Annotated in this window: 20 protein-coding genes; all 20 read left to right on the top strand. The window is 45.8% G+C overall.

Annotated features, from left to right (window positions below; all coding sequences use genetic code 11):
* The first annotated feature begins 183 nt into the window (after positions 1-183).
* Complete coding sequence (gene infB, locus DESPCE1_RS0115390; protein WP_019850971.1) at positions 184-2859, top strand: translation initiation factor IF-2; 2676 nt, start codon at positions 184-186, stop codon at positions 2857-2859.
* A 24-nt stretch (positions 2860-2883) separates the two neighbouring features.
* The gene (rbfA, locus tag DESPCE1_RS0115385) at positions 2884-3261 is read left to right on the top strand and encodes a 30S ribosome-binding factor RbfA (RefSeq protein WP_014794856.1); all 378 of its coding nucleotides are present in this window, start codon (positions 2884-2886) and stop codon (positions 3259-3261) included.
* A complete protein-coding gene (locus DESPCE1_RS0115380) occupies positions 3251-4231 on the top strand; it encodes a bifunctional oligoribonuclease/PAP phosphatase NrnA (RefSeq protein ID WP_019850970.1) in 981 nt (326 codons plus the stop codon). The genes rbfA and DESPCE1_RS0115380 overlap by 11 nt, the downstream gene beginning before the upstream one ends.
* A complete protein-coding gene (gene truB / locus DESPCE1_RS0115375; RefSeq protein ID WP_014794854.1) occupies positions 4215-5099 on the top strand; it encodes a tRNA pseudouridine(55) synthase TruB in 885 nt (294 codons plus the stop codon). Before DESPCE1_RS0115380 ends, truB begins: the two co-directional genes overlap by 17 nt.
* 184 nt (positions 5100-5283) lie before the next feature.
* A complete protein-coding gene (locus DESPCE1_RS0115370) occupies positions 5284-6240 on the top strand; it encodes a bifunctional riboflavin kinase/FAD synthetase (protein WP_019850969.1) in 957 nt (318 codons plus the stop codon).
* Between the two features lie 120 nt (positions 6241-6360).
* The gene (gene rpsO / locus DESPCE1_RS0115365) at positions 6361-6627 is read left to right on the top strand and encodes a 30S ribosomal protein S15 (RefSeq protein ID WP_014794852.1); all 267 of its coding nucleotides are present in this window, start codon (positions 6361-6363) and stop codon (positions 6625-6627) included.
* A 271-nt stretch (positions 6628-6898) separates the two neighbouring features.
* Positions 6899-9061: a polyribonucleotide nucleotidyltransferase gene (locus DESPCE1_RS0115360; protein ID WP_014794851.1), complete on the top strand. Its 2163-nt coding sequence runs from the start codon at positions 6899-6901 to the stop codon at positions 9059-9061.
* A gap of 73 nt (positions 9062-9134) precedes the next feature.
* A complete protein-coding gene (locus DESPCE1_RS0115355; RefSeq protein WP_019850968.1) occupies positions 9135-9887 on the top strand; it encodes a polysaccharide deacetylase family protein in 753 nt (250 codons plus the stop codon).
* A gap of 21 nt (positions 9888-9908) precedes the next feature.
* Positions 9909-11048 carry a D-alanyl-D-alanine carboxypeptidase family protein gene (locus tag DESPCE1_RS0115350; RefSeq protein WP_019850967.1) on the top strand — a complete coding sequence of 380 codons (1140 nt, stop codon included), beginning with the start codon at positions 9909-9911 and terminating at the stop codon, positions 11046-11048.
* 5 nt (positions 11049-11053) lie between these two features.
* Positions 11054-12328, top strand: coding sequence for a pitrilysin family protein (locus tag DESPCE1_RS0115345; protein ID WP_014794848.1), 1275 nt, complete (start codon positions 11054-11056; stop codon positions 12326-12328).
* A gap of 30 nt (positions 12329-12358) precedes the next feature.
* Positions 12359-12814, top strand: coding sequence for a dUTP diphosphatase (gene dut, locus DESPCE1_RS0115340; protein ID WP_014794847.1), 456 nt, complete (start codon positions 12359-12361; stop codon positions 12812-12814).
* A 67-nt stretch (positions 12815-12881) separates the two neighbouring features.
* Positions 12882-13184, top strand: coding sequence for a hypothetical protein (locus DESPCE1_RS0115335; protein WP_014794846.1), 303 nt, complete (start codon positions 12882-12884; stop codon positions 13182-13184).
* 12 nt (positions 13185-13196) lie between these two features.
* Positions 13197-13475, top strand: a complete 279-nt coding sequence (locus DESPCE1_RS0115330) for a YlmC/YmxH family sporulation protein (RefSeq protein WP_014794845.1) — start codon at positions 13197-13199, stop codon at positions 13473-13475.
* A gap of 150 nt (positions 13476-13625) precedes the next feature.
* Positions 13626-14429 (top strand): 4-hydroxy-tetrahydrodipicolinate reductase, encoded by an 804-nt coding sequence (gene dapB / locus DESPCE1_RS0115325; protein WP_014794844.1) that lies wholly within the window; start codon positions 13626-13628, stop codon positions 14427-14429.
* An 84-nt stretch (positions 14430-14513) separates the two neighbouring features.
* On the top strand, positions 14514-15425 hold the full coding sequence (gene dpsA / locus DESPCE1_RS0115320) for a dipicolinate synthase subunit DpsA (protein WP_014794843.1): 912 nt from the start codon (positions 14514-14516) through the stop codon (positions 15423-15425).
* Positions 15426-15443: 18 nt separating this feature from the next.
* Positions 15444-16031, top strand: coding sequence for a dipicolinate synthase subunit B (locus tag DESPCE1_RS0115315; RefSeq protein WP_019850966.1), 588 nt, complete (start codon positions 15444-15446; stop codon positions 16029-16031).
* 96 nt (positions 16032-16127) lie between these two features.
* Positions 16128-17117, top strand: coding sequence for an aspartate-semialdehyde dehydrogenase (locus tag DESPCE1_RS0115310; RefSeq protein WP_014794841.1), 990 nt, complete (start codon positions 16128-16130; stop codon positions 17115-17117).
* 139 nt (positions 17118-17256) lie between these two features.
* A complete protein-coding gene (dapG, locus tag DESPCE1_RS0115305; protein ID WP_019850965.1) occupies positions 17257-18486 on the top strand; it encodes an aspartate kinase in 1230 nt (409 codons plus the stop codon).
* Positions 18487-18516: 30 nt separating this feature from the next.
* Complete coding sequence (gene dapA, locus DESPCE1_RS0115300; protein WP_019850964.1) at positions 18517-19392, top strand: 4-hydroxy-tetrahydrodipicolinate synthase; 876 nt, start codon at positions 18517-18519, stop codon at positions 19390-19392.
* A 317-nt stretch (positions 19393-19709) separates the two neighbouring features.
* Positions 19710-21374, top strand: coding sequence for a ribonuclease J (locus DESPCE1_RS0115295; RefSeq protein ID WP_014794838.1), 1665 nt, complete (start codon positions 19710-19712; stop codon positions 21372-21374).
* Positions 21375-22236: the final 862 nt, after the last annotated feature.

The raw sequence follows: 22236 nt of genomic DNA, 5'->3' as shown, positions 1-22236 counted from the left end.
GGGCGGAAGACCTTCGCTTGCCTGTTTTGATACTTGGGACTAAACAAGACTTGGGGATCGCCGTCGGGCTCTCTCCAAGATCAACGATTTTGGTTATGGACGAAGGATTTGCCAAGGCCATACTAAAGATAAGGAGTTGACGCCTGGAAAGATAATGTGCGCTGAATATGTGGGGGTGGTATTTTGAGTATACGTGTTCATGAATTAGCAAAGGAATTAAATTTAAGCAGTAAAGAAGTGATGAGTCGCCTGGAAAGTATAGGTGTCGATGTAAAGAACCATTTGAGTGCTGTCGAAGATCATGAGGCCAATCGTCTTCGGACTCGAAATCAAAAGCCGCAGGGCAAAGAGCAGGTTGTGGAACCTAAAAAAAGTATTCCGACACAAGAAAGTAAAAGCTTAGCTCAAGGTTCAGTTGAAGGGAATCATGATAAATCTCAAAGCTCACAAGTGGAAAGTTCCCGAGTAGAAGGGGAAGGACATCCCCAAGGACAACGGCCTATGGGAGATCGTCCTCAAGGACAAAGACCGATGGGAGATCGTCCCCAAGGACAACGGCCTATGGGAGATCGCCCTCAAGGACAACGGCCTATGGGAGATCGTCCTCAAGGACAAAGACCCATGGGAGATCGCCCTCAAGGACAGCGGCCGATGGGAGATCGTCCTCAAGGACAACGACCGATGGGAGACCGTCCTCAAGGACAACGACCGATGGGAGACCGTCCTCAAGGACAAAGACCGATGGGAGACCGTCCTCAAGGACAACGGCCTATGGGAGACCGTCCCCAAGGACCAAGACCGATGGGAGACCGTCCTCAAGGACAAAGACCGATGGGAGATCGTCCTCAAGGACAAAGACCGATGGGAGATCGTCCTCAAGGACAAAGACCGATGGGAGATCGTCCTCAAGGACAAAGACCACCTCAAAGACCACCTGCAACTCCCAGTGCACCAGCGGTAGAGCAACCGCCTAAGCGTCAAATCGGTGAAAAGAAGAAAACACCAGATCGGCCTTTTGAACGCAAAAAAGAGATGGAAAAAGAGATGCGTTCACCACGAAATAATAAACGGAATATGAAACCAGCGCCACGTGAAATACGTGATACTGCGCCAAAGCATATTGTTATTCCGGAAACTTTAACAGTTCAGGATTTGGCATCGAGAATGAGTCGTAAATCCGGAGAAGTGATTAAAAAGCTGATGGATTTAGGAGTCATGGCAACGATCAATCAAGAGATTGATTCTGAAACTGCCACCATCATTGCGGGAGAAATGGGAGTAACGGTAGAGGTTAAGGTAGAGAAACCAATTACTGTGATCGAAGAGATTGAAGACGATCCAGCTGAACTGCGGCCACGTCCTCCGGTTGTCACGGTCATGGGCCATGTTGACCATGGTAAAACGTCACTCCTTGATGCTATACGGACAACCAAGGTCACTGCATCGGAAGCGGGTGGTATCACTCAGCATATTGGTGCTTATCAGGTAGAAATTAATGGACAAAAGATCACCTTCCTTGATACCCCGGGCCATGAAGCGTTTACAGCAATGCGTGCCCGCGGGGCTCAAGTTACGGATATTGCCATTCTTGTTGTCGCTGCAGATGACGGCGTGATGCCCCAAACGATTGAAGCTATCAACCATGCCAAGGCGGCGGATGTACCGATTATTGTAGCAATCAACAAAATTGATAAAGAAGAATCTAACCCGGATCGGGTTAAGCAGGAATTGACCGAATATGGACTGGTCGTTGAAGAATGGGGTGGCGACACCATCGCGGTGCCTGTCTCGGCAAAAGCCCGCATGAATATTGAACAGCTCTTAGAGATGGTTCTGCTTGTTGCAGAAATTAAAGAGCTTAAGGCTAACCCCAATCGAAGTGCTACCGGAACAGTGATTGAAGCCGAATTGGATAAAGGAAAAGGACCTGTGGCTACAGTCCTCGTCTCCAAAGGAAACCTAAATGTTGGAGATATTATTCTCGCAGGATCCGCCTTTGGCCGCATCCGTGCCATGGTGGATGACAAAGGACGCCGTGTTAAGAAAGCCGGCCCATCCACTCCTGTCGAGGTACAGGGGTTAAATGAGGTCCCCATAGCCGGTCAAGTCTTTAATGTAGTTGACGACGAGAAACATGCCCGTCAGATTGCTGAAGCGCGTGCTAACGAGCGGAAGGCTGAAGAAGTGCGGCAGACGACTAAAGTCAGCTTAGAAGACCTCTTTGATCGGATTAAAGAAGGGGAAGTAAAAGAGCTGAATGTTATTATCAAGGCTGATGTTCAGGGATCCATTGAAGCTCTGAAGCAATCGCTCCTCCGCCTATCCACCAGCGAAGTCCGAGTCAACCCGATTCATGGAGGGGTTGGGGCGATTACGGAGACAGACATCATGCTTGCTGCGGCTTCCAATGCCATCATCATTGGGTTTAATGTCCGCCCCGATGCCAATACCAAAGCAACGGCAGAACTGCAAGGGGTAGATATGCGTCTCTATCGGGTCATCTATGATGCGATTGAGGATGTCAAAGCGGCTATGACAGGCATGTTGGATCCTGATTTCAAGGAAGTGGTACAAGGCCGGGCCGAAGTTCGCCAAGTCTTTAAAGTTCCCAAAGTTGGAGCTGTCGGCGGATCCTATGTTCTCAACGGCAAGATTACAAGACACTCCAAAGTCCGCGTCATTCGTGATGGCATAGTCATTCATGAAGGAGATCTGGAATCCCTGAGACGTTTCAAGGACGATGCCAAAGAAGTTGTGGAAGGCTATGAATGCGGTATTGGAGTAGCAAACTTCAACGATATTAAAGAGGGAGACATTATAGAGGCCTTTATCATGGAAGAAGTGAAACGAGAACTATAATTCACCCCTATGGAGGGAGACCACATGGCTAAACATCGTTCGAATAGGCTCGCAGAGACCTTAAAACAAGAAATATCCCAGTTGATTCGAGAGGAGCTCAAGGACCCTAGGATTGGCTTTGTTACCGTGACCAGTGTCGAAGTAGCCGATGACCTTGGCAGTGCTAAAGTCTATATAAGTGTTTTGGGTGACTCTCAGCAGGCTAAGGATTCATTGGATGCCTTAAAAAAGGCAGCGGGCTTCGTACGCAGCGAAATCGGTAAAAGGGTGCGCTTAAGGCATGCTCCTGAGATCGTGTTCAAATATGATACTTCCATCGAGCATGGTGCCCATATTGCCCAATTGCTCCGGGGAGTAAAGCATGAGGAACAAAAAGACGAGGGCGAATCCCATGATGAATAGTGTTATCAATCAAATGGCAGAGGAATTGAGAAAAGCGCCTAAAGTGGCGCTTTTCTCCCATGTATCCCCGGACGGAGATTGTATAGGATCAATGTTGGGAATTGGCTTGGCTTTAGAGGCTTTGGGGAAAGAAGTAGCTATGATTAACCCGGACCCGATTCCACGAAATTTAAGTTTTTTGCCCGGTGTTGATAAGATCGCAAGATCAATGCCTAATCCTCTCCCTGAAACCCTGCTCTTTGTGGATTGCGCAGATTTACAACGAGTTCAATTGCAAAGGGAAGATCTGCCTGCGGAGGCCGTAATCCTAAATTTGGACCACCACATTTCCAATCAGAATTTTGGCAAGATTAATTGGGTGGATAGCCATGCTGCAGCCAGTGGTGAACTTGCCTATGCTTTAATACGCCGGCTTAATGTGGAGTTAACTCTGGAAATCGCGGCGAATCTCTATACAGCATTGTTGACGGATACCGGGTGCTTTAAGTATTCCAATACCACGTCGAAGACTCATCAGATTGCAGGTGAGCTTATCGACGCCGGTATAAACTTAGGTGATATACATCATTTCGTTTTTGACCAAACCCCTATGGTTAAGTTAGAATTATTGCGCCGTGGCTTAAACCAATTGCAGATTTTTGCAGAGGGGCAAATAGGGATGATGACCTTAAGGAAACGAGATTTTGAGGAAAGCGGTGCTGAGGAGAGTTTAAGCGAAGGACTGATCGATCACGCCCGGACCATAGAAGGGGTGGAAGTGGCAGTCTTATTTAAAGAATCGAAACCCGATATCATACGTGTAAGCCTCCGCTCTAATCGCTGGTTGGATGTTAACAGAATTGCCGATAGTTTTGGTGGTGGGGGGCATAAACGGGCAGCGGGCTGTACCTTGCATGTTTCCCTGGAAGAAGCAAAACAGATGGTTCGACAATCCATTGAGGAGGAGCTCAAACTTGGACGGAGTCATTAATGTACTTAAACCCTCAGGGATGACTTCTTCTGACGTGGTGGTTCGTTTAAGGAGAATTTTGAACACCCGGAAGATTGGGCATACGGGAACATTGGATCCCGAAGTAACGGGAGTATTGCCGATTTGTGTGGGGAAAGCAACACGCTTGGCTGAATATATCACCAATCAAGGGAAATCATACCGTTGTGAGATGACCTTTGGAATTATCACAGATACCCAGGATGCTTCTGGAGAAATTCTGAACAAGGCACCGGCTCATGTGAGTGCTGAGGATTTTCAACACATCATCCCCCAGTACCTTGGTTCGATCCGGCAGATTCCTCCCATGTTTTCTGCTGTAAAGCATCAAGGGAAACGTCTTTATGAATTAGCCCGTCAAGGTCTGGAAGTTGAAAGAAAATCCCGGGAGATACACATTGATCATTTGCAGCTCATGGAATGGATAGCGGGGGAATACCCTAAGGCCATTTTTGAAGTGGACTGTTCAAAGGGCACATACGTGCGGACCTTGTGCCATGATATGGGGCAGACTTTAGGGTGTGGGGCACATATGTCTGATCTGGTCCGCCTCCGTTCTGGACCCTTTCGTATTCAGGAGAGTCTGTCCTTGGAGGCCATTCAAAGCTTTATGGAGCAGGATGATCATTCATTCTTGATTCCTTTCACTCAAGTACTGGACTTACCTCGGGTTATCTTGCCACCTCAGCGAGCTTTGGCTTTTCGCAATGGACTTTCCACCTCGAAAAGTCAAGTTGAAGAAGGGGCTAAGACGGATGAGGGGTGTGAGGTTCAAGTCTTTAGTGAAGGAAATTTCTTAGGTATAGGTATTTGGAGAGAGCAGGCCCTCTGTCCTTACAAAGTTTTTTAACCATAAAGAAAACCCGGTTTCGCTACGAAGACACTGTCTTCGCACTTGTTGTCTTAAACGCATGCTCGGAAATGAAGCGAAGCCGCTGGTTGCCCTTATGCTTAGAAAGTATAGTGCGCAAGCTTATACTTTCTGACAGTATAAAAAATAGAGTTAGTGCTGAGGGAAAGTTAGGTGGGGAACTATGCAAATCATTCGAGAATTACCGTCAACCCCTGAGACCCAATGCGTATTGGCTTTAGGGAATTTTGACGGGGTGCATCTGGGACATCAACGCTTGCTTAAAAGCGGTTTGGAACAAGCTGCTCAAAAAGGTGTGGACCTTGCCGTTCTTCTTTTCGAGCCTCATCCCTTGAAGCTGCTTTTTCCGGAACGAGTCATCGGCTTCTTAACCACTCAAAAAGAGCAGATGCGGTTGTTTTCCGAAATCGGTGTTGATCGGGTTTATTTGGTACCCTTTACCAAGGAAATGGCCGATACTTCTCCAGAAGGGTTTGTTAGAGATATACTTGTAAAGCTTGGCGTCGTTCATATTGTTGTCGGCTTCAACTATTCCTTTGGTGCCTTGGGAAAAGGGACTGCGGAGGACCTTCAGCGTTATGGACAAGACTATGGCTTTGGGGTGAGTGTGCTCCAGCCCCAGACTTTTAAGGGCAAGGTCATCTCTTCGACAGCCGTTCGCAAGGCTTTGCTTAATGGGGATGCCGTCCAAGCCAAGAAGCTGTTGGGCCGGACCTATAAGCTTGTGGGAACCGTGGTCGAAGGAGAAAAACGTGGCCATGACTTAGGGTATCCTACCGCAAACTTAAGGATTTATGAAGATTTGATTATTCCCAAACGGGGAGTCTATGCCGTATGGGCTGAGATCGAGGGACGCCTTGTCCATGGTATGATGAATATTGGCATGAAGCCCACGTTTCATGAGGAATATGCCCTTACTGTAGAAATTCATTTTTTTGATTTTAGTGGAGATCTTTATGGCATGGAATTAGCAATATGCTGCGAAGAGAAGATTCGTGATGAAAGAAAATTCAATGGCCTTGACGAACTGAAGGGGCAGCTTGATCGGGATGCCTTAAAAGTTAAGCAAGTACTGGAAGGAATCTTCAGAAACCCTATTCAAGCAGTAAATGGCCATTAAATTCCTTTACAAATAGGAATTTTTCTAGTAAAATACATGAGAACCGCTCGCTCGGGCTTGCGTTCTCCGTCGCAATTCTGGGCAGTAGGCGATTTTTATAATTATTGGAGGTAGACACCCATGATGACACCGGAAAAGAAAAAAGAAATTATTGCGAAATTCCAACAACACGAAGGAGATACAGGTTCTCCCGAAGTACAAATCGCGTTGCTCACTGAGCGCATTACCTATTTGACTGAGCACTTCAAGACCCATAAGAAGGATCATCATTCCCGCCGTGGTCTTTTGAAGATGGTTGGACAACGCCGTGCTCTGCTCAACTATCTGAAAGATATGGACTTCAATCGCTATCGTAAAATTGTTTCTGATCTCGGCTTACGCCGTTAATTTTGTCCACAGAACGCTATAATATGGAGAGAAAAGAGAGGCAGACTATTTCTGTCTCTCTTTTTTGCACTGTCAGAAAATATAAACTTACGCACTATACTTTCTAAGCATAAGGGCAACCAAAGACGACCCTTTCGCTGCGGCTCAGCAAAATCAGGTTTTCTTTATATAATTAGTTTTTTTAATCTAAATGCAGGAAATAATAACAATATGTCGAAGATGAATCAAGTTAAGAAGAAAATAGTTGGAGAGAATTTAAGGAGGTTCCATTGTGACACAGGAAGTATTTGAACGTTCGATCCAGGTCGGCGGCAGGACAATGACCTTCCAAACCGGGAAAATCGGTAAGCAAGCAGGCGGTGCCATTTTCTGCCGGTATGGAGATACCGTTGTTTCAGCATTTGCTACTGGAAGTGCTCAACCAAGGGAAGGTATTGATTTTTTTCCGTTGACCGTTGAATTTGAAGAAAGACTCTATGCCGTCGGGAAAATTCCCGGAGGCTTTATTAAGAGGGAGGGGCGCCCCAGTGAGAAGGCTATTTTGTCTGCGCGCCTCATCGACCGGCCGATTCGGCCTCTTTTCCCCGAGGGTTATCGCAACGATGTACAAGTCGTTGCTCAAGTCATGTCGGTAGATCAGGATTGTGCCTCCGACATTACAGGGATTAATGCAGCTTCGGCTGCGCTGACGATTTCCAATGTTCCTTTCGAAGGACCGGTAGCTGCAGTTACCGTAGGGTTAATCGGCGATGAGTTTATCATTAACCCCACAGTTGAACAATCCGAAAAAAGCGTCATGCATCTTACCGTTGCCGGGACCAAAGATGCTGTGATGATGGTAGAAGCTGGAGCGCAAGAGGTACCTGAAACTCAAATGCTGGAAGCCATTATGTTTGGTCACCGCGAAATTCAACGTATTGCGGAGTTTATCGAGAACTACCGCCGCGAAGCTCTAGAAAGAAATTTAGCAAAACCCAAACAAGAAGTCGTGATGCAGCAGATATCGGAAGACATTGTCCGGGTGGTCAAAGAATTTGCCTATGACAAAATGGATCAGGCAGTTCGCACCGAAGAAAAGAAAGCAAGGGAAGAAGCCATCCGACAAGTTAAGGAAGAAGCTTTAGCCCATTTCGCAGAGCAATATCCTGAAGATCTGAAAGCCATTGATAGAACTCTGGAAGACTTCGTACATAAGATTGTTCGCCGCTTAATCACTGTAGAACACATTCGACCCGATGGACGCGCTTTAGATGAGATTCGTCCCATCAGTATCGAAGTCGGACTGTTGCCCAGAACTCATGGTACCGGCCTGTTTACCCGGGGACAAACCCAAGTGCTCACGGTGGCGACTTTGGGAGCCGTTGGTGATGAACAGATTCTTGACGGGTTAGGTCTCGAAGAGTCCAAGCGCTATATGCATCATTATAATTTCCCACCTTACAGCGTAGGGGAAACTCGTCCTATGCGCGGACCTGGCCGTCGGGAAATTGGTCATGGAGCTTTAGCAGAACGGGCCCTTCTCCCCGTAATTCCTAATGAAAACGACTTCCCCTATACCCTTCGTCTGGTTTCTGAGGTTCTTGAATCCAATGGATCCAGTTCAATGGCATCAGTCTGCGGCAGCACTCTGTCTTTGATGGACGCCGGGGTGCCTATTAAATCCCCTGTGGCCGGGATAGCCATGGGCTTGATCAGCGAGGAAAATCATATCGCTATTCTTTCGGACATTCAGGGACTGGAAGACCATGATGGGGATATGGATTTCAAAGTGGCAGGAACAAGTCAAGGTGTAACAGCTTTGCAGATGGATATAAAAATCAAAGGGGTGTCCCAGGAGATCTTGGAGAGAGCCCTTACTCAAGCGAAAGAAGGACGTCTGTTTATTCTTGATAAAATGCTCTCCGTGATTGAAAAACCACGACCAGAGCTTTCACCCTATGCCCCAAGAATCATTACGGCATCCATTCACCCAGATAAGATTCGTGAGGTTATTGGACCTGGCGGAAAGACTATTAAGAAGATCATTGATGAAACCGGTGTTAAGATCGACATTGAAGATGATGGCCGTGTCTTTATTTCTGCAGTAGATGGGGAGGCCGGTGAGAACGCACTTAAGATCATCCAGGCCCTCACTCAAGAGGTTGAAGTAGGCCGTATTTATAATGGCCGGGTAACCCGGGTTATGGACTTCGGAGCCTTCGTAGAGGTCATTCCTGGTGTTCTGGGATTAAGCGGTAAAGAAGGATTGGTTCATATTTCCCAACTGGCTCACGGGCGGGTTGAGAAAGTAGAGGATGTGGTGAAACTGGGAGATGAAATCCTGGTTAAGGCTACAGGCATTGACAAGCAAGGTCGTTTGAATCTTTCCCGGAAGGAAGCACTGCCCAATCCTAATCCCAATGGAAATACGGCTAATAAAAAACCCAAGGAATAATTAAAGAAGAATAGCCTGAATTATTCTGCATTCGTCCCCCCTTGCATAAATCTAAATGGAAGGGGGTAGACGAATGTATGTTTTTAAAGTTCCATTTAAGACCTTAAAGCTTCTCGGGCTTGTTCTCGTATTAGCTCTTGGCATACTCATAGAACAAAGAGTGGTGGTGATTGTGGCACATCTTCCCACCCCCATAGACCAAGTCAAAACCGAGAAAAAAGTCATGGCTTTAACCATTAACGTGGACTGGGGCGGAGAATTTCTGCCCGGTATTCTGGATGCTTTAGATAAATATAATGGAAAAGCAACCTTTTTCCTTACGGGACGCTGGGCCCAAAATAATCCGGAAATGGTGAAAGAGATCCAGGCCCGTGGCCATGCCATAGAGAATCATGGCTATTCCCATCCTCATCCAGACCAAATATCCATCAGTGCCAATCAGGAAGAAATTCTTAAGACGGAAAAGATCGTCCAGGAAATTACCGGAACCAAGACCAAGTATTATGCACCGCCCTATGGCGAAAAAGGAGCCTCAGGGCTTAAAGCCGCAGAAAACCTTGGCTATACTACCATCCTTTGGACCTTGGATACGGTGGATTGGCGTCCGGAAAGCACACCGGAGATTATTACCAAGCGCATTGTGGATCCGGCTGTACGCTTTGGTATTAAGCCCACCCGGGAAGGAGCCATTGTATTAATGCATCCCAAAGAGAACACAGTGAAAGCTTTGCCGAATATTTTAAGCCGGCTCGCCAATGAAGGATTCCAATTCATTACTGTAAATGAACTGATAACATTGGAAGGAGTCGGAGATACTACCTCATAGACTTTAATGTGAGGTGGTAGAATGTTCAGGCAAAAATGGATGCAGGCCGGGGTTTGCGTTCTTATTTCACTATCTTTAAATACGGCTCCAGTGTATGCACAAACCATGGACACGCATCAAGAGCCAATACCGACACCGTCGTTAAAAATTACTGCTGATGCAGCGGTACTTATGGACGCAGCAACAGGAGATATACTCTATGATAAAAATGCTCATAAACAGAGGCCGCCGGCCAGCACCACAAAAATTATAACGGCTATTCTCGGACTGGAGCTGGGAAAACCTGATGAACTTGTAGTGGTAAGCGAAAAAGCCGCTTCTGTAGGCGAATCCACCATTCATCTGGACCCCGGGGAAAAGATTCTGCTTTACGAACTGGTTACAGGGGCTATGGTTAAATCAGGCAATGATGCCTGCGTGGCTATCGGAGAACATATAGCGGGTACTGAAGAACATTTTATTCGATTAATGAACCAAAAAGCGTTCCTTCTCGGAGCGAGAAATACAAAGTTTGAAAACACCAACGGCCTACCTGGCAAAAATCATGTCTCAACAGCCTATGATTTGGCTTTAATGGCTCGTTATGGGCTGCAGATTCCAGCGTTTACCTCGATTACTCGCTTGAAGGAAACAGAAATTCATTTTATTGAACCTGATTTTTTTATGAACTTAAAAAATACCAATAGACTATTATGGAGTTACCCTTATAGCGATGGAGTTAAGACGGGGACAACCAATGCCGCCGGAAAATGTTTAGTAGCAGCCGCGACGAAGGACGGTCGGCAGCTCATTGCCGTTGTTCTCCATGCTCCCAACCGTTTCGGAGATGCACAAAAGCTTTTGGAATGGGGTTTTGACGAAACAGAAACACTGAATATTATACAAGCCGGAGAAACCATCGAGTTTCCCGCTAAAAATACAGAACCTGTCAAAGCGTTTGCTCAGAATCCGGTTGACATCAGTATTTTAAAGAAAGATAAGGAAAAACTTGAAAAGAAAATTGTTTGGACAAGGGATGAGAGTCTCCCTATTAATGCCGGCGAGGTCTTAGGAGCATATGAGGTGTGGCTGAACGGAGGAAAGTTAAGCAGCACCCCACTCTATGCCGAAAGTCCTGTCAAGCAAAAGGGGAGATTAACGAATCTCTTAGAGGGGAAGTGAAAGATATGTATCAAAAAACTGTATTACCAAACGGAGTTCGCATTATCACAGAGGAAATCGATCATGTACGCTCAGTAGCGGTAGGAGTATGGGTAGGTGCTGGTTCCCGGGACGAGAAAGAAGGATATGAGGGGATATCCCATTTTATAGAGCACATGTTTTTTAAAGGAACAAAAAACCGCACCGCTCGCGATATCGCTGAATCTTTAGAGGCTGTGGGGGGACAGCTCAATGCCTTTACCACGAAAGAATATACTTGCTACTACGCGAAGGTTCTGGATGAAGATATGGATCTAGCTATGGATGTACTTAATGATATGTTTTTTGAGTCTCTCTTCGATGAAAATGAAATAGAAAAAGAAAAGAAAGTGGTCATTGAAGAGATAAAAATGTATGAGGATTCTCCCGATGAGCTTATTCATGATTTGTTTTCCGATTACGTCTGGAATGACCATCCCTTGGGAAGGCCCATATTAGGAACCGAGGAGAGCGTTAAAGGACTAAGCCGTGAAAAAATCCTGACCTTTATGGATCATCATTATGCTCCTGATAATCTGGTTATTGCCGTGGCCGGCAAAATCAAGCATGATGAGGTCTTGAAAAAGCTTGCTCCCTTATATGGGGAATTTAAACGGGGAGGAAGACGGATCTTGGAAGGGACTCCCAAGGGGCAGCAGGTTCAGGAAATGATCCCGAAAGATACGGAACAAATGCACCTCATCCTGGGAGTTCCCGGTCTAGGGCAAGAAGATGAGGATATTTATCCCATGCACATCTTCAATAATATCTTGGGGGGAGGCTTAAGTTCCCGTTTGTTCCAGGAGATCAGAGAACAGCGGGGGATGGCCTATACGGTGTTCTCTTATCATTCCACTTATGTGGATACCGGCTTGTTTGCTATTTATGCAGGAACCACACCCTCAAATTCCCAAGAAGTTGTGGAATGCGCTCTCGCTGAGATTTTAGACATTAAGAAGAATGGTATCTCACAATCAGAGCTGGATCGGACCAAGTCTCAGATTAAGGGCGGACTTTACTTAGGATTAGAATCAGCAAACAGCAGGATGAGTCGTTTAGGCAAGACGGAATTGACCTATAATCGGGTTGTTTCTCCCGAAGAAGTGGTTGAAAAGCTGGAACGCGTTACCGTCGAGGATACGAAGAGAGTGGTAAACCGTCTGTGGAAGCGGGATAAGATAAGCCTTCTCATGTTAGGGCCGGCAGGGAATGAAGTGAACATAGAAGCATTGTTGGATAAAATAGGCTGGACCGAAGAATAAGGCAATGTTTATTAGGAGAGGAAAAGCAAATTGAATTCGCTTAAAGTAAAAATAGCTTACGTCAGGAGAGATAAGGCCCCAAATCTTCCGCAATACGCAACGCCGGGAGCAGCGGGTGTGGATTTACAAGCCTCTCTGGATCAGGATCTACTCATCAACCCGGGGCAGATCGTTAAAATACCTACTGGGCTGGCCATAGAGCTGCCTCATAAAGGTGTGGGGGCCTTTGTTTTTGCCCGAAGTGGTTTAGCCTCTAAGTATGGTTTGGCGTTAGCCAACGGGGTGGGCGTCGTCGATTCAGATTATCGGGGTGAGATTCTGGTTGCAGTTATCAATCAGGGCCCGGAACCTTTTGTTGTGAAGGACGGGGATCGGGTTGCACAAATGGTTTTTCTCCCTGTATTCATTGGAGAATTTTACTTGGTGGATCAATTAGACGAGACCGACCGAGGCCAAGGTGGCTTTGGCTCAACAGGTGTTTCATAAGTCGTTGGTTGTAAAGAGTTCTAGGGCTCATGAACTTGTCATACACATCCCATAGAGGAGGTATGCCATGCAAGCCCTAGGACTCTTTTTACTTACCACTGGAATCCTTGTATCTCTTCGCTCCAGGTGCTATCTGCTTATGTGGCGATCAGAGAGTAAGCCCAGTCTGTTATCGGCAGCCATAACCCAGCTTGTAGGTACTGCAGGGGGAATTTATCTCTCTTTGGAGCTATTGTTTTCTTTTTTGAAGATTCCGGAGGACTGGTGGAATCCTTCAGCTTTTGTTGTCGAGCCACTTGCCGTTATTTCGCTAGTCTTAGCCATTGTACAGCCCTTTATGGTCCAATTGTGGCTGAAGATTAAAAAATAAGGAGGAGTAACTATGCTTCTTAGTGACTTAGCCGGTAAAGAAATTATTAATTTATTTGACGGAGCGAAACTAGGACTGGTGGGTGATGCGGATTTAGCGATTACGGCAAGCGGAGCGATTGAAGCCATTATACTTACTTCCCGTTCCGGCTTTTCAGGGTTTTGGGGAAATAATGAAAGAGATAGAGATATCTTAGTCATTCCCTGGGATGTCATTAAGAAGGTAGGGTCTGAAGTCATTATTGTGGACATGAGTAATAGAACAGAGCGTATTAATAAATATTCTGTTTGACATGAATACGTTAATTAACTAAAATAGTAAAAAAGGTAAAGCAACCCCGAAATGCCTGTGGCAGCGGGGTTGTTAGTGTAGTGACAGGTTCACTTTCAGCTCAGCATGTCGCTACACTAGCTATCGTTGGGTCTCTTGGGAGGGTTATAGATGAAGAAGATTCGTGTTTTTGTTTCTGGAGCCGGAGGGAAAATGGGAAAAGAAGTGGTTCGCACTATCCTCGGCCAGGAAGATATGCAGCTTGTGGGTGCTTCGGATGCACGCCAACAAGGTAAGGATATAGGAGAGATTCTTGCCACTGCTCCCCTAGGGATTGAGATAACCGGCCCTCTGGAAGGTGTGCATCTTAAGGAGAGTCGGGCAGATGTCTTGGTGGATTTTACCAATCCTCAGTCCGTATTGAAAAATACAAAATGTGCTTTATTGGCCGGAGTTGTTCCCATCTTAGGGACCACGGGCTTAGATGAAGCCGATATCGCGGAAATCAGTGATCTTGTGGATCAGACTAAAGTGGGAGCCTTTATTGCACCGAACTTTGCCATTGGTGCTATACTCATGATGCGCTTTGCCCAAGAAGCGGCAAAGTACTTTCCCAATGTAGAGATTATTGAGCTGCATCATGACCAAAAGCTGGATGCACCTTCTGGAACGGCTCTCAAAACTGTAGAGTGGATATCGGAAGTGAGAAAGCCCCTGGTACAGGGTCATCCCAATGAGTACGAAAAGATCAAGGGGTCACGGGGCGGTGATGTAGATGGAATTCATATCCACTCTGTCCGTCTGCCCGGATTTATAGCTCATCAGGAAGTGATTTTTGGCGGCCTTGGACAAGCCTTGACGATCCGCCATGATGCCCTCTCCCGGGAAACCTATATGCCCGGGGTTATGTTAGCTATTCGCAAAGGGAGCCAACTCTCAAATTTGGTAATAGGCTTAGAGAATTTCCTCGAATAGGAATCATCATCGGGGAACCGCATTCTATCTTTCCTCATATACTGGATAGTAGTCATGGGACACAGTCTCAAAGGGGGCTTAAAGATGAGTGCGGGTCTAACTGGAATTCGAGTCGCTGTAATTGGAGGGGATGACCGAGAAATTTATATGATTTCGGAGCTTCAAAAGCTAGGGGCCTACATAGTCGGGGTCGGATTTGAAAAAGCAGATTCCATCCAAGGAGTTACACTTCTTTCTTCGCCGCTGGAAGCGGTAGAGAAGGCAGACGTCTTGCTTTTTCCAATGTACGGTACCGATGAACATGGGGGTGTCAGAGCTAAGTATTCCGATACGCCTATTGTGCTGAATAAGGAGCTGTTAAAAGCAGCTTCACCCAAGGTGCCGCTTTTTATCGGGTGGGCACGCCCTGCCCTAAAATCAGCGGCGGAAATGCTGGGAATTCAAATTGTCGAGACGGCTAACCTTGACCAACTTGCTATTCTCAACTCCATTCCTTCTGCAGAAGGTGCTATCCAAATGGCCATGGAGGCCTCGCCCATCACAATCCACGGCAGTGAGAGCTTTGTTCTCGGCCTGGGACGATGTGGCTGGACTCTTGCCCGGACATTAAAAGGGATGGGGGCTCATGTTACTGGAGTAGCCCGCAAACCTGCGGATCTGGCCAGGGCATTGGAAATGGGTTTGGAAGCGGTCCATTTTGCTGATTTGGAAGACAGGATCGGGAAGGCGGAGCTTATTTTCAACACCGTTCCCAATCTGATTCTGGACAAAGTCATGTTGGAACAAGTGAATCATGAGGCTGTCATTATCGATATCGCTTCACTTCCCGGCGGCACGGATTTTGAATGGGCAAAGGCTTTAGGCATCAAGGCAATACTCGCTCCTGGTTTACCCGGTAAGGTTGCTCCCAAAGCAGCAGGAAAAATCCTTGCTCAAGTCTACCCGCAACTTATTCTTCGCCACCTGACCACAAATAGTATTTCTTTAAAGTTTTGAAGTGGAGGTGACGAAGGCATGAAATTTGACGGGTTAAAGATTGGTTTTGCTGTAACGGGTTCACATTGTACCTTGCATGAAATCACTGAGGTCATGCGTAAGATGGTTGAAGAAGGAGCGGACTTAACTCCCATTATCTCCTATGCTGTGGACAGCATGGACACTCGATTTGGCAAAGCAGAGGATTGGAAGATCAAATTCGAAGAAATAACCCAGAAAGAGGTTATTCATACCATACCGGATGCTGAACCCATCGGGCCGCAGAAAAAGTTTGACTGCCTGCTCATTGCACCGTGTACAGGTAACACACTGGCAAAGTTAGCAAATGGCATTACGGACACTCCGGTACTTATGGCGGCAAAAGCACATCTTCGTAACCAGCGGCCTTTGGTAATAGCCATCTCAACTAATGACGGCCTGGGATTGAACGCTCGGAATATTGGGACACTTTTATGTACAAAAAATATATTTCTCGTTCCATTTGGGCAGGATAGCCCGGCTACAAAAGCGAATTCATTAGTAGCCCATATGGATAAAATTCCGGATACAGTCCTTATGGCTTGTGAGGGGAGACAAATTCAGCCCATATTGGTTGATTATCACTAAAACTCAGACTGATCAGTTATATGGATATGGTGCTGTGCGTTTAGGCTTAGCACCATATTCCTAGTTACTGATCCAGGATATTAAGGAGGAACATTTATGCCGAATGTTGCAATTGTTGGAGCTACAGGTGCGGTTGGACAAGAGTTCTTGAAGATCCTTGTGGAAAGGAATTTCCCTGTGGGAGAATTACGCTTATTAGCTACAAAGCGTTCCGCAGGCAAAAAAATTCTTTGGCAAGGCAGGGAAATCGAGGTTCAAGAAACGACCCATGACAGCTTTAAAGGTATCGATATAGCATTATTTGCTGGAGGATCATCCAGTACAGAATATGCTCCCTCTGCAGTTAAAAGTGGAGCAGTAGTCATCGATAACAGCAGTGCTTATCGTCTTGATCCGGAGGTCCCTCTGGTCGTACCCGAAGTCAATCCGGAAGATGTAAAATGGCATAAGGGGATCATCGCTAATCCTAACTGCTCCACAATCATCATGGCAGTCGCCTTGAAGCCTGTTTTTGATTTAGCTGGAATCAAAAGGGTGGTGGTGTCAACGTATCAAGCCGTTTCCGGAGCAGGTCGTGAGGGGATCGAAGAATTAGAAGGCCAGGTTCGCGACTGGGTGCAGGGGAAGGAATTGAAGAACCAGACATTTCCTTATCAAATTGCCTTTAACCTGATTCCCAGGATTGATGTATTCCAAGAAGGGGATTACACTAAAGAAGAGTGGAAGATGGTTAAGGAGACCCAGAAGATTTTCCATGTGGACAATATGCCGATTACGGCAACCACAGTCCGAGTTCCTGTTTTAAGAAGCCACTCCGAATCCATTAACATAGAGACAGAGCGAAGTGTTGATTTGGAGGAGGTCAAAGCGGCCTTCCGAAAGGCTCCAGGAATTATTGTTGAGGATAATCCGGCAGAAGATCGCTATCCGATGCCTTGGTTTACTTCAGATACCGATGAAGTCTATATAGGCCGTATCCGTAAAGATTTCTCCATTGAAAATGGAATCAATCTTTGGGTTGTGGGCGACCAGATTCGTAAAGGAGCTGCAACCAATACGATACAGATTGCCGAATTATTATTATAGTCATGTTGTGAGCACTGTAGGGAAGAGTGTGGGGACAGATAGAAGGATCCATTAAAATTTTGAAGCACAAGGAATAGTGCCTTTATATAAGTGAATAAAATAATTGAAATCATAATGTGAGGCGACAGGAGGAGTTCAGGTGCGTGTTTTGGTCCAAAAGTTTGGGGGAACTTCAGTATCCAGTGCTGAACGTCGTGCCCAGGTTGCCGCAAAAGTTTCTGAAGCAGTGCGGGAGGGGTATTCACCTGTTGTCGTAGTCTCTGCGATTGGGCGCAGCGGCGATCCCTACGCCACAGATACCTTTATTAACCTGGTCAATGGTATTACCCTCGAATCGCCTAAGCGGGAAATGGATCTTTTGATGAGCTGTGGGGAAATCATATCGGGTGTGGTATTGACCAGTACCCTTAAGAACATAGGGCTCGATGTGGTCCTCTTAACCGGAGGTCAAGCAGGAATTATAACCAATGATTGTTATGGAGATGCCCGCATCATCCGCGTGGAGCCGAAAGCGATCCTTGATCATCTCAGTGAAGGTAGGGTTGTGGTGGTTACCGGTTTTCAAGGGATTACCGAAGACGGCCAGGTTACCACATTAGGTCGTGGGGGAAGTGATACCACTGCTTCAGCACTGGGTGTCGCTTTAAATGCTGAGGCCATCGATATTTATACTGATGTGGAAGGTATTATGACTGCCGATCCTCGCATTGTTGAGGATGCCCGTATCTTAGACGTAGTGACCTATAATGAGATCTGTCATTTGGCTCATCAGGGAGCTAAGGTCATTCATCCCCGTGCGGTTGAAATTGCTATGCAACGAAATATCCCCATCTGGATCAAATGTGCATTTTCCGATGCCCGGGGGACATTGGTAACCAGCATACAACCCGATATGGGAGCTGGAACAGATATTACGGGGGACCGAACGATTACGGGGATTGCTCATACACCCAATGTGACTCAGATTCAAGTACCTACTCATGATGCACCCAATATGCTGCAAGTCGATAAGCAGATCTTTAAGGGTATGGCTTTAGCGGATATTAGTGTCGACTTTATAAGTGTTCAACCTGAGAGTGTGCTTTACACCGTACCAGATGACTTAGCTCAAAAAGCTATAAAGATTCTTGAAAATTTAGGATTCAAGCCTACAGCGGTTCCGGGATGCGCCAAAGTCTCCATTGTTGGTGCGGGAATCGCAGGAGTTCCCGGTGTTATGGCCGACATGGTGGAGGCCTTATCTGATGCAGGCGTCCGTATTTTACAGTCAGCAGACTCTCACACAACCATATGGGTACTTGTCAATAAAGAAGATATGGTCCCGGCAGTGCAAGCACTTCACAAGAAGTTTCTTCTGAGTGCCTGTTAAAAAACGAGCAAATGAGGAGTTGAGAGAGATATGGCTTTGAATAGAATTATGACGGCAATGGTCACACCCTTTAACGACAAAATGGAAGTGAATTACCCGGAAGCCGAGAAATTAGCTCATTATCTCATAGAACATGGTTCCGATGGGATCGTTGTTTGCGGTACCACAGGTGAATCCCCTACAGTATCGGATGAAGAAAAGCTTGAACTTTTTAGAACGGTCAAGAAAGCTGTTGGGAGCAAAGCAACGGTAATAGCCGGAATTGGCTCCAATACCACGGACGGGAGCATTAACCTGGCCCGCAAAGCGGAGAAAACCGGGGTAGATGGACTCATGGCAGTGGTTCCCTACTACAACAAACCTTCACAAGAGGGATTGTATCAGCATTTTCGTGCTATCGCTGAAGCAATATCCTTGCCTTTGATGGTGTATAATATTCCCGGAAGAACATCCATTAATCTTCTTCCTGAAACAGTTCTACGGCTAAGTGAAATTCCCAACATAACATCCATTAAAGAAGCAGCCGGTTCAATGGATCAAGTCAGCGAAATGAGACGTATCTTACCGGAAGACTTCCTGATTTTTAGTGGTGACGATTCCTTGACATTACCCATGCTGGCTTTAGGTTGTGATGGAATAATCAGTGTAGCGGCTCATGTGGTCGGTGATGAAATCAAACAATTAGTTGAGGCCTGGTTTAACGGAGACCCACAGACTGCCCTTCAATGGCATCTAAAGCTCATGCCGATGTTCAAAGGAGTGTTTGTCACCACCAATCCAGTTCCTGTTAAATATCTTTTAAAGAAAGTAGGAATCAATGCAGGAGGGGTAAAACTTCCCCTTGTCTGTGCTGCTCCAGAAGAAGAAGCCTTCTTGGATGATCTCTATCAAAAAATCAAGGGATAAAAAAGGCTAAAGATAAACTTCATTGAAAAACAAGTGTATAAATTTTAAGAGGCAGAAATTCAACATTTTTTGGTTGAGTTTCTGTTTTTTCTGTCTCTTGTCTTTCTTTACGTAACGAGTTATAATAAAGTGACTGTATTGTGCGGTGAGTTTCATATTTGTTTGCGGAATATCAGCGAGTACCAGGGGCGTTGTATTCGTTTGTTATTTCGAATCTTTTTGTTTTCATTTTCGGGTGGAAGCAAATTAACAAGATCCATGAAAAAAAGGCACAAATAGTTTTCTGAAAAGGAAAAATATGGTGGAGGTGTAGAATTTTGCCAAAAGAACATAAGGTTCAGATCATACCTTTAGGCGGTTTAGGCGAGATCGGTAAAAATATGACCGTGATTCGCTACGATAATCAAATGATCGTTATAGATGCGGGGTTGGCATTTCCCGAAGATGAGATGCTGGGGATAGATATAGTCATCCCGGATTATTCTTATCTATTGGAACATAAAGAAATGGTTCAAGGAATCTTAGTCACCCATGGTCATGAAGACCATATTGGTGCACTGCCTTATCTTCTTAAAGACCTGGATGCCCCTATTTTTGCCACACGCTTAACTCTGGGGTTGATTCAATCCAAATTAAAAGAAGGAAATCTAGATAGTATCAAAGCAACGGTAGTTCGTCCTAGAGATACTGTTAAACTTGGAGTTTTTAAAGTCGAGTTTATGAGTGTGAATCATAGCATTCCGGATGCTGTAGCGCTAGCGATACATACTCCTATGGGTACGATCATTCATACTGGGGATTTCAAAGTGGACCATACTCCTGTCATGGGTGAAAAAATTGATATTCATAAGTTTGCCGAACTCGGAGACAAAGGGGTCCTTTGCTTGCTGTCCGACAGTACCAATGTGGAACGGCCTGGTTTTACCATGTCTGAACGCAGCGTGGGACACATGTTTGAGGAAGCATTTAATAGTGCAAAAGACAGAATAATCATTGCTAGCTTTGCGACCAATGTGCACAGGCTTCAGCAAGTGATTACAGCAGCATACCATACCAACCGTAAGGTTGCTGTCGTTGGCCGGAGTATGGTTAACACTGTAGCTATAGCCTCAGAGTTGGGTTATTTGGATATACCTGAGGGCACTCTGGTCGATGTGGATGAAGTTATAAATTTGCCGGGCAATCAAGCCTGTATTCTAACCACAGGCAGTCAGGGAGAGCCTATGTCGGCTCTAACCCGAATGGCGATGAGCGACCATCGGCGTATTGAAATTCAACCTGGCGATACGGTCATCATATCTGCAAACCCTATCCCCGGCAACGAAAAATCAGTATCAAAAACCATTGACCTTTTGTTTAAGCTCGGTGCCAATGTGATTTACGAGTCTTTCCAAGGTATGCATGTTTCTGGACATGCCAGTCAGGAAGAACTTAAACTCATGCTCAATATGACTCGCCCTCAATACTTTATTCCTGTTCATGGTGAATATCGTATGCTTATTAAGCATGCTAAGCTGGCTGAACAGCTGGGAATTCCCAGAGAGAACACCTTTGTTGCTGATAATGGTACGATTATTGAGTTTACGCGCCATGGGGCAAGTATCGCAGGGAAAGTCTCCGCTGGGAAGGTCTTAATTGATGGACTTGGAGTCGGTGATGTCGGTAATATTGTGCTGCGGGATCGCAAACAGCTTTCTCAAGATGGAATCTTAATCGTGGTTATGACCATTAGCCGTAGTACCGGAGCTGTCGTAGCAGGCCCTGATGTAGTAACTCGTGGCTTTGTCTATGTTCGTGAATCGGAATCCATGCTTGAAGAAGCAAAAGATAAAGTAAAACAGACCATGGCTCGATTAAAGGAGAACCGTGTTACTGAGTGGGCTGTTTTGAAAGGTCAAGTTCGGGAAACCTTAAGCAAGCATTTCTACGAAAAGACACGGAGGCGCCCAATGATTCTTCCTATCATTCAGGAAGTTGAGTAGCGTGAGTGTAAATATTAGTAGTTGACCTAAGGGATCGTTCTTAGATTTTCTATAAGAATATTACCAAGTAGATTACTGAGCATAGTACAAAGGGGTATCGCAAAACTGCTTTTCAAAGTAGTCGGCGGCCCCTTTTTCATATGCTTTGTCCAGAGTCCAGTCCCGAAAAGCGACTTTACCGGTGAGCTATTTTAATTTAAGCAGCAGCATGATGGTTGCTGGACCAATGGGCGGACCCCTTTCTTGTGGAGGCTGACGAATAGTATAGTTAAAATCCGCAGATAATGATAATTCTGTTAAAAAAACTGTCGAAAAAGCTGTTGACAATATAAACATAGTCTGCTAGAATCTATAAATGTCGCCACTGAATTGCGGCGGACGAAAAAACATCCTCTTACCGAGAGGTAAGGGAATGAAAAATTAGCACTTGACGAAAGTCGCAAAAAGTGCTAAGATAAGTCTCGTTGCTGAAAACAGCAAAAAGAAAAGATGGTCTTTGGTCGCTTCCCGCCGTCCATGGCTCCAGCGACACCCAGACCGTCCATGGTCTTTGAAAACTAAACAACAAGGAACAGCCAATGACTCGTCAAATGAGTAAAGACAATTTGAGCAATCAAATTTTCTTCATAAATTTTATGGAGAGTTTGATCCTGGCTCAGGACGAACGCTGGCGGCGTGCCTAACACATGCAAGTCGAACGGACTAACGTTTAGCACTGAGTGTTCAGTGAAGTTGGTTAAAGCGAGAGCTCGAACGTAGTGAAACGAAGAGAGAGCTCCACGCATTATAAAGTGCCAACACAGTTTATTTAGAAAGAACATGAAGAACACTGAGTGCTAGACGTTAGTTAGTGGCGGACGGG

The sequence above is a fragment of the Desulfitobacterium sp. PCE1 genome (genome assembly GCF_000384015.1).
In the GTDB taxonomy this organism is placed as follows: Bacteria; Bacillota; Desulfitobacteriia; order Desulfitobacteriales; family Desulfitobacteriaceae; genus Desulfitobacterium; species Desulfitobacterium dehalogenans.
The sequence above is the reverse complement of the archived record's forward strand: the minus strand, read 5'-3'. Positions and strand labels throughout refer to the sequence as shown.

Bases quoted from the DNA above. Each gene is read 5' to 3' on its own strand.
- rbfA (WP_014794856.1), top strand. From the start codon at position 2,884: ATGGCTAAACATCGTTCGAATAGGCTCGCAGAGACCTTAAAACAAGAA.
- DESPCE1_RS0115380 (WP_019850970.1), top strand. From the start codon at position 3,251: ATGATGAATAGTGTTATCAATCAAATGGCAGAGGAATTGAGAAAAGCG.
- DESPCE1_RS0115370 (WP_019850969.1), top strand. From the start codon at position 5,284: ATGCAAATCATTCGAGAATTACCGTCAACCCCTGAGACCCAATGCGTA.
- rpsO (WP_014794852.1), top strand. From the start codon at position 6,361: ATGATGACACCGGAAAAGAAAAAAGAAATTATTGCGAAATTCCAACAA.
- DESPCE1_RS0115355 (WP_019850968.1), top strand. From the start codon at position 9,135: ATGTATGTTTTTAAAGTTCCATTTAAGACCTTAAAGCTTCTCGGGCTT.
- DESPCE1_RS0115350 (WP_019850967.1), top strand. From the start codon at position 9,909: ATGTTCAGGCAAAAATGGATGCAGGCCGGGGTTTGCGTTCTTATTTCA.
- DESPCE1_RS0115345 (WP_014794848.1), top strand. From the start codon at position 11,054: ATGTATCAAAAAACTGTATTACCAAACGGAGTTCGCATTATCACAGAG.
- DESPCE1_RS0115335 (WP_014794846.1), top strand. From the start codon at position 12,882: ATGCAAGCCCTAGGACTCTTTTTACTTACCACTGGAATCCTTGTATCT.
- DESPCE1_RS0115330 (WP_014794845.1), top strand. From the start codon at position 13,197: ATGCTTCTTAGTGACTTAGCCGGTAAAGAAATTATTAATTTATTTGAC.
- dapB (WP_014794844.1), top strand. From the start codon at position 13,626: ATGAAGAAGATTCGTGTTTTTGTTTCTGGAGCCGGAGGGAAAATGGGA.
- dpsA (WP_014794843.1), top strand. From the start codon at position 14,514: ATGAGTGCGGGTCTAACTGGAATTCGAGTCGCTGTAATTGGAGGGGAT.
- DESPCE1_RS0115315 (WP_019850966.1), top strand. From the start codon at position 15,444: ATGAAATTTGACGGGTTAAAGATTGGTTTTGCTGTAACGGGTTCACAT.
- DESPCE1_RS0115310 (WP_014794841.1), top strand. From the start codon at position 16,128: ATGCCGAATGTTGCAATTGTTGGAGCTACAGGTGCGGTTGGACAAGAG.
- dapA (WP_019850964.1), top strand. From the start codon at position 18,517: ATGGCTTTGAATAGAATTATGACGGCAATGGTCACACCCTTTAACGAC.